At 62.4% G+C, this 7,948-nt stretch carries 6 protein-coding genes; 1 reads left to right on the plus strand and 5 read right to left on the minus strand.

What is annotated here, in order from left to right:
• Positions 1-69 precede the first annotated feature (69 nt).
• The 5 genes from ACW9JE_RS26325 to ACW9JE_RS26345 form a co-directional block, all read right to left on the minus strand.
• A complete protein-coding gene (locus ACW9JE_RS26325; RefSeq protein WP_457434403.1) occupies positions 70-1,095 on the minus strand; it encodes a putative 2-aminoethylphosphonate ABC transporter substrate-binding protein in 1,026 nt (341 codons plus the stop codon).
• A gap of 52 nt (positions 1,096-1,147) precedes the next feature.
• A complete protein-coding gene (locus tag ACW9JE_RS26330; RefSeq protein ID WP_457434404.1) occupies positions 1,148-2,872 on the minus strand; it encodes a putative 2-aminoethylphosphonate ABC transporter permease subunit in 1,725 nt (574 codons plus the stop codon).
• Positions 2,872-3,948 (minus strand): putative 2-aminoethylphosphonate ABC transporter ATP-binding protein, encoded by a 1,077-nt coding sequence (locus ACW9JE_RS26335; protein WP_457434405.1) that lies wholly within the window; start codon positions 3,946-3,948, stop codon positions 2,872-2,874. Before ACW9JE_RS26335 ends, ACW9JE_RS26330 begins: the two co-directional genes overlap by 1 nt.
• Before the next feature lie 245 nt (positions 3,949-4,193).
• Positions 4,194-5,057, minus strand: coding sequence for a LysR family transcriptional regulator (locus tag ACW9JE_RS26340; RefSeq protein ID WP_224541060.1), 864 nt, complete (start codon positions 5,055-5,057; stop codon positions 4,194-4,196).
• Positions 5,058-5,073: 16 nt separating this feature from the next.
• Entirely contained in the window at positions 5,074-7,329 is a 2,256-nt protein-coding gene (locus ACW9JE_RS26345) for a heavy metal translocating P-type ATPase (RefSeq protein WP_457434406.1), read from the minus strand.
• 86 nt (positions 7,330-7,415) lie between these two features.
• Between ACW9JE_RS26345 and cadR the strand changes: the two genes are divergently transcribed.
• Complete coding sequence (gene cadR / locus ACW9JE_RS26350; RefSeq protein ID WP_457434407.1) at positions 7,416-7,865, plus strand: Cd(II)/Pb(II)-responsive transcriptional regulator; 450 nt, start codon at positions 7,416-7,418, stop codon at positions 7,863-7,865.
• Positions 7,866-7,948 lie beyond the last annotated feature (83 nt).

The following is a 7,948-nucleotide window of genomic DNA, read 5'->3' on the forward strand; positions in this document are numbered from 1 at the left end:
TACAGGTAGCGATGAACCCTGTAGGAGCGAGGCTTGCCCGCGAAGAGGCCCTTTGAGGCGCTGAAGATCTTACTTGGCCGCCACTTTCTCGGACTTGCCGTCATAGCGCTTGCGCCACTCGGTCAGGATCTCGTCGCGATTCTTCGAGGCCCAGGCAAAGTCGTTCTTGATCAGGCGCTGCTCGTAATCGGCCGGCAATTCGGTCTGCGGCTTGGCGATGCCCGGCTGGGCGAGTACGGCGAAGTTTTCCTTGTACAACCCCATCGCCTGCGGACTGGCCGAGAAGTCGGCGAGTTTCTTCGCGGCCTCTTCATGGGCGGTGCCCTTGATCACGGCAGTCGCTTCGATCTCCCAGCCCAGGCCTTCCTTCGGCAGGATGATGTCCAGCGGCGCGCCCTGGCGCTTCAACTGAACGGCCGGGTATTCGAAGGAAATGCCGATCGGGAACTCGCCCGCCGCCGCCAGCTTGCACGGCTTGGAACCGGAGTGAACGTACTGGCCGATATTCTGGTGCAGGTCGTCCATGTACTGCCAGCCCTGCTTCTCGCCGAAGGTCTGCAGCCAGGCGCTGACGTCGAGGAAACCGGTGCCGGACGAGGCCGGGTTCGGCATGACGATCTTGCCCTTGTACTCAGGCTTGGTCAGGTCCTGCCAGCTCACCGGCTTGGTCAGGCCCTGTTTCTCGGCTTCGACGGTGTTGAAGCAGATGGTCGCGGCCCAGACGTCCATGCCGACCCAGGCTGGCGGGTTGGCGGCGTCGCGGTAGTTGCCGCCGATCTTGTCCAGATCCTTCGGCGCGTAGCTTTGCAGCATGCCTTGCTGGTCGAGGATCGCCAGGCTCGAAGCGGCCAGGCCCCACACCGCATCAGCGTGCGGACGGGCTTTTTCGGCGAGCAGCTTGGCGGTGATGATGCCGGTGGAATCGCGTACCCATTTGATCTCGACGTCCGGGTTGGCTTTCTCGAAGGCTTCCTTGTAGGTCTTCAGCTGTTCGGCTTCGAGGGCGGTGTAGACCGTCAACTCGGTTTTCGCCGCAAAGGCGTTCAGGCTGAAAGCGGTGAGGACAGCAGCGGCCAGGGCCATAGGCTTGAACATGATCTTTTCCTGTTATTGAGTTGAGGACGCTTTGGGTTGGGTGTGCAGCGAATCAATGACCGGGCGCGGTCTGCCGCCAGGCCTGGGAGCGGCGCAGCAAGCCGCGCGAAGCCCCGGCCAGCAGCAGGGACACGCCCGCCGAGGTGAACAGAATCAGGGTCGACATGGCTGCCGCGCCGCCGACGTTGCCGGCGTCGTCCATGTTCAGCACCGCCACCGCCGCGAGGATGGTGTCGGGGCTGTAGAGGAAGATCGCCGCCGAGACCGTGGTCATGGCCGAGACGAACAGGTAGCGCACGATGTCCAGCAGCGCCGGAAGGCAGATCGGCACGGTGACCCGCAGGTAGTGCCGATACAGCGGCGCCTTGAGCGACAGCGCGGCGGCTTCGAACTCGGCGTCAAGCTGGCGCAGGGCCGTGGTGGCGGTCATCTGCGCGGTGGTCAGATAGTGAGCGATGGTGCAGACCACCAGCAGGGTCATGCTCCCGTAGAGCACGTGCAGCGGGTTGCCGGTGAGGTTGAAGAAGAAGACGTAGCCCAGACCGAGCACCAGACCCGGCACCGCCATCGGCACGAAGCTGAGCATGCGCAGCGTGAGGTTCAGGCCGCGCTGGCCTTTGGTTTTCTCCATCAGGTAGGCGCCGGTGAAGATCAGCGCACTGCCGATCAACGCCGAGCAGATCGCCATCTTCACGCTGTTGCCATAGGCCAGCCAGCCACCGCCCGCGGTATCGTTGAACTGGTAATGGTTGAGCGATAGCGACAGGTTGTACGGCCAGAATTTGACCAGCGACGAGAACACCGCCATGCCGAACACCAGCAGCAATGCGGTGCAGATCAGCAGCACGATCGCCAGGTAGCAACCGTCGCGAAGCTTGGATGGCGCCGGTTTGTAGACCTGCGCCCGACCGCTCATGGAGTCGCCATGACGTCGACGCAGCCAGGCATCGACAGCGAAGCTGAACAGCGCCGGCAGCAGCAACACCATGCCGATCAAGGCACCGCGACCGAACTGCTGCTGACCGACCACGGCCTTGTAGGCCTCCAGCGCCAACACTTGATAATCGCCACCCACGACCACCGGCACGCCGAAGTCGGTGATGGTCAGGGTGAACACCAGGCAGAACGCGGCGAATACCGCCTGGCGGGTGGCCGGCCAGGTGATGCTGCGAAAGGCCTTGGCGGGACTGGCGCCCATGCTGGACGCGGCATCGAACAGGCGCGCATCCGCCAGGGACAGGGCTGACAGCAAAATCATCAGGGCGTGTGGGAAGGTGTAGATGACCTCACCCAGAACAATGCCCCAGAAGCCGTAGATATTGTCCGAGAGCAAGCCACGGAGCATGCCCTGGTTGCCGAACAGATAAACCAGCGCAATGCCCGGCAGCATCGACGGCGCCATCAACGGCAGCAGCGAGATACCGCGCCAGATGCCTTTGCCCGGAATCAACGTGCGTTGCAGGGCGTAGGCAAACAGGTAGGCCAGCGGTACGACGATGGCCGCGACGCTGAGGGAAACCTTCAGGCTGTTGCCCAACAGCCAGTGGAAGTTGGCACTGGTCACCAGCTCGCGGGCAGCGCTCAGGCCGCCGCCCTGCCCGGCTTCGGCGCTGAAGCCGCGCCAGAAGATTGCCAGCAGCGGCATCAACACGGCGACACCGAGCAGCACCAGCAACAGGACCTTACCGCCCACCACGAAAATCCGGTCGCCGATCTCGGCACGGGACACCTGTCGCACCTGCTTGCGCGGCAGCGGCAGCGCGATGTTCGCGCTCATCAGGCGAACACCTGCAGGCTGCGTGGAGGCAGTGCGACCATGATCTGCTGGGCGCCCAGACGCGGCATCGCTTCCGGCGCCAGTTCGGCCAGCAGGGCGTGACCCGGCAGATGATCCAGCTCGAAGCTCATGCGGCAGCGATTGCCGAGGAAGGTGATCTCGCGAACCTTGGCCGGGAACAGGTTTTCCTCGTGCACCAGCGGATTGACGTTGATCGCTTCCGGGCGGCAGAACAGACGGCCCGAAGGGCTCTTGGCGCTGCCGTCGGCCAGGCGCATGTTTATCCCGCCGACCCGGACGTGGCTGTCGCTGCTGCTGTCGAATGGCAACCAGTTGCCCTGACCGACGAACTCCGCCACGAACGGTGTGGCCGGACGGTTGTAGATTTCCTGCGGGGTGGCGTACTGCTCGACCTTGCCGTTGTTCATCACGGCAATGCGGTCGGCCATCAGCATGGCCTCGTCCTGGTTGTGGGTGACCATCAGGGTGGTGATGCCCAGTTCCCGTTGCAGCTGGCGCAGCTCGGTGCACAGGTGCTCACGCACACGGGCATCGAGGGCCGACATCGGTTCGTCGAGCAACAGCAACGACGGCGCCGGTGCCAGGGCACGGGCCAGGGCGACTCGCTGTTGCTGACCGCCGGACAACTGGCCGGGGTACTTTTTCTCGCTGCCGCTCAGGCCCACCAGTTCGAGCATCTGGCCGACACGTTGGCGCACTTCGTCGCGGCTGGCGTTGGCTAGGCCGTAGGCGATGTTCGCTTCGACAGTGAGATTGGGGAACAGGGCGTAGGACTGGAACAGGATGCCGTAGTCCCGGGCCTGGGGCGCCAGATTGGATACGTCGCGATCGCCCAGGTACAACTCGCCGCGATCCTGACGCTCAAGACCTGCGATGCAGCGCAGCAAAGTGGTCTTGCCGCAACCGGACGGGCCGAGCAGACACACCAGCTCACCGGCCGCCACGTCGAGGGACACGTTATCCAGCGCGGTGAAGGCACCGAAGCGCTTGTGCACGCCGCGCACCTTCATGGGCGCGCCGGGATTGGACAGGGCGGTGGCGATCGAGTTGTTCATGGACGGACCTCATCTAACAGATGCAGGCCATCCTAGAGTTGTAATGCGTCCGTCATATGGCAGTAAGGCAAAAACGGCCGATAGTGGTATTCGAGGATTTTGGTTGCAGGTTCAAGAGGTGTGCTGCCTGTGCCGACGCCTTCGCGAGCAAGCCCGCTCCCACAATGGAATGCATTTCAAATGTGGGAGCGGCGGTGCGACGATTCGACTTGCTCGCGAAGAGGCCGGCACAGTCGAAGGAGATCTCAGGCCGGGGACATTTCCTGCGCCACCCCAAGAAACGCCGCCGGCAACCGCGCGTTCTTGCGCTCTTTGAGGCAATACAGGTACTCCGGCAACAACGGCGCATTCTCGATGGTCAGCACCCGCAGTTGCGGATCATGCGGCACTTCCTGGCGGGCGATGAGGCTGATGCCGATGTTGCGCAGCACCGCTTCGCGAATCGACTCGCGACTACCGATCTCCAGCAAAGGCCCCAGACTCACCCCGGCACCCGCCAGCAATTCCTCGGTCATGCGCCTTGTCGTCGAGCCCGGCTCGCGCATCAACAAGGTATGCCCGGCCAGCGCGCTCAGCGGCACATGATCGTGAACGGCCAGCGGATGATTGCGATGCACCGCCAGCACCAGCGGATCGCTGCCCAAAACCCGGCGGATCAACCGCGCATCCTCGAGCAACTGCGAGGACGCCGCGACGTCGACCCGATATTCCTCCAGCGCTTCAAGCACCTGCTGGGAATTGCCGATCTCCACCGACACCTCCACATGGGGCAGGCGTTCGCGGAAGGTCTTCACCAGATCGAGAATGTAGTACGGCGCCGTGGCGGCAATACGCAAGGTGCCCTGGACCTGACCGCTGTTGCGCAGGAAAAATTCGATATCGGCCTCCTGCTGCATCAACGCCTTGACCATCGGCAGCAACCGCGCGCCCTCTTCGCTGACGCTCAGGCGGCGACCGCCGCGATAAAAAAGTTCCACTGCGTACTGGCTTTCCAGATGACGGATCTGGGTCGTCACCGTGGGCTGACTCAGGCCGAGCTTTTTCGCTGCTTGGGTAATGCTGCCCAGGCGGGCAACCATGTAAAACGCCTTCAGCTCGGCACTCAGCACAACCTTCCTTCTTCGTCTATTTGCGCAGCAGGCGCAAACCGTTGAACACCACCAGCAGGCTCACGCCCATGTCGGCAAACACTGCCATCCACATGGTAGCGACCCCGGCGAAGGTTACCCCAAGAAAGATCGCCTTGATGATCAGCGCCAGGGCGATGTTCTGTTTGAGGATGGCCGAGGTGTCCCGCGACAGACGAATGAAGGTCGGGATCTTGCGTAGATCGTCGTCCATCAGGGCGACATCGGCGGTTTCGATGGCGGTATCGGTGCCGGCGGCGGCCATGGCGAAACCGATCTCGGAACGGGCCAGCGCCGGGGCGTCGTTGATGCCGTCGCCGACCATGCCGACGCGATGGCCTTGTGCATAAAGGTCTTCGATGGCTTGCAACTTGTCGGTCGGCAGCAAGTCGCCCCGGGCCTGGTCGATGCCGACCTGCGCCGCGATCGCCTGGGCGGTGTGGACGTTATCGCCGGTGAGCATCAGGGTTTTCACGCCCAGTTCGTGCAATTGGCCGATGGCTTCGCGACTGGATGCCTTGACCGTATCCGCCACGGCGAACAGCGCCAGCGGGCCGGACTGATCGAGCAGCAGCACCACGGACTTGCCCTGCTTCTCCAGCGCGAACAGCTTTTCTTCCAGTTGCGGCGAGCAGAGTCCCAACTCTTCAACCAGCCGGTGGTTGCCCAAGTGATAGGTCTGGCCGTTGATATCACCGCGAACACCGCGGCCGCCCAGCGCCTCGAAGTTATCCACAGTCAGCGCAGTGAGTTTTTTATCCACAGCGGCGTTGGCGATGGCCAGCGACACCGGGTGATCGGAACGCCCGGCCAACGCAGCCGCCAAGGCCGGAGCCGTGGCTTCGGTGGTCGGGTCGAGTGACAGGTAATCGGTCTGCACCGGTTTGCCGTGGGTGATGGTCCCGGTCTTGTCCAACGCCAGATAGTCGAGCTTGAACCCGCCCTCCAGGTACACGCCGCCCTTGACCAGAATGCCTTTGCGCGCCGCCGCCGCGAGGCCGCTGACGATGGTCACCGGCGTGGAGATCACCAGTGCGCAAGGACAGGCGACTACAAGCAGCACCAGCGCACGGTAGATCCAGTCGAACCAGGCAGCGCCCATGAACAGCGGCGGAATCACTGCGACAGCCAGCGCGAGAATGAACACCGCAGGCGTGTAGATTTTCGAGAACTGATCGACGAAGCGTTGAGTCGGTGCTCGCGCGCCTTGAGCCTGCTCCACGGCGTGGATGATTCGCGCCAGGGTCGAGTTGTTCGCCGCGGCGGTCACTGCGTATTCCAGTGAGCCGGCCTGATTGATGGTCCCGGCGAACACCTTGTCGCCGACGGTTTTCTCCACCGGCAAGCTTTCTCCGGTGATCGGGGCCTGGTCGATGGTCGAGTTACCGCTGACCACTTCACCGTCCAGCGCGATGCGTTCACCGGGTTTTACCCGTACCCGGGCACCTAGATCGACGCTTTTCACTTCCTGTTCGACCCAACTTCCATCGGCCTGCAGCACAGTGGCCTGTTCCGGCGTCATTTGCATCAATCCACTGATCGCATTGCGCGCGCGATCCAGGGAGCGCGCCTCGATCAGTTCCGCCACGGTGAACAGGAACATCACCATCGCCGCTTCCGGCCACTGGCCGATCAGGACAGCCCCCGTCACCGCGATGCTCATCAGCGCGTTGATGTTCAGATTGAGATTTTTCAGGGCAATCCAGCCCTTTTTGTAGGTGCCAAGGCCGCCGCTGAGAATCGAAACCAGGGCGATGATCGCTACGACCCAGTTCGGCGCGGCGCTTGTGAAATGGATCACTTCTGCCAGCAAGGCAGTGACACCGGACAGCGCCAGAGGCCACCAGTGTTTCTTTTCAGGCTTGGGTGCCGGCGCCTCGACGCCCTCTTCCAACGGCTCCGCCTGCATGCCCAGGGACTGGATGGCCTCGATGATCGGCGCGGTGCTCGGCAGGTTATGGGTCACGCCCAGTACCCGGTTAATAAGATTGAACTCCAACTGCTGAACGCCGGTCAGTTTTCCTAGCTTGTTCTGAATCAGCGTCTGCTCGGTGGGGCAATCCATTGCCTCGATGCGGAAACTGTCGTGTCGCGCATCGGCACTCGGCGTTTCGCTCAACCGGACCAGCGCAGGGACTGCAACCTTCGAAGAACAGCAGGAATCACCGCCGTGGGAGTGTTTGTGCACAGGCTGCAGTTTATGACTGTGATCGTGCCCGTCGCCGGGTTTGTGAATATGCAGGGAATCGCTCATTGGGTTGCGTCCATAAGAGTACCTGTTGCCAAGTAAAGACCCTGTAGCCACTATAGGGTCAAGCACCCTTTTTGGAGATCGTCGTCATGAAGATCGGAGAACTGGCGAAATTGACGGATTGCGCGGTAGAGACAATCCGTTACTACGAGCGAGAGAGCCTGCTACCGGAACCGGCACGCAGCGACGGCAACTACCGCGTCTACACCCAGGTCCACGCCGAACGCCTGACCTTCATCCGCAATTGCCGCACCCTGGACATGACCCTGGAAGAGATCCGCAGCCTGCTGGCCTTTCGCGACAGTCCGCAGGACCAGTGCGAAAGCGTCAACGCGTTGATCGACGAGCACATTCACCACGTGAAAGCGCGGATTGATGGGCTGATGGCGCTGCAGTCACAGTTGATCGACCTGCGCCAACGCTGCGGTGAAGGGCCGGAAATCGATCAATGCGGGATTTTGCAGCGGTTGGAAGTGAGTGGCGGGGTGGTGGCGACGGAGGTCGAACACTCGCATGTGGGCAGAAGCCACGGTCATTAAGTCATACGCAAAAACCAATGTGGGAGCGGGCTTGCTCGCGAAGGCGTCGTGTCAGTCAATATCAATGTCGACTGACACACCGC

The organism is Pseudomonas sp. SDO55104_S430, assembly GCF_054070595.1.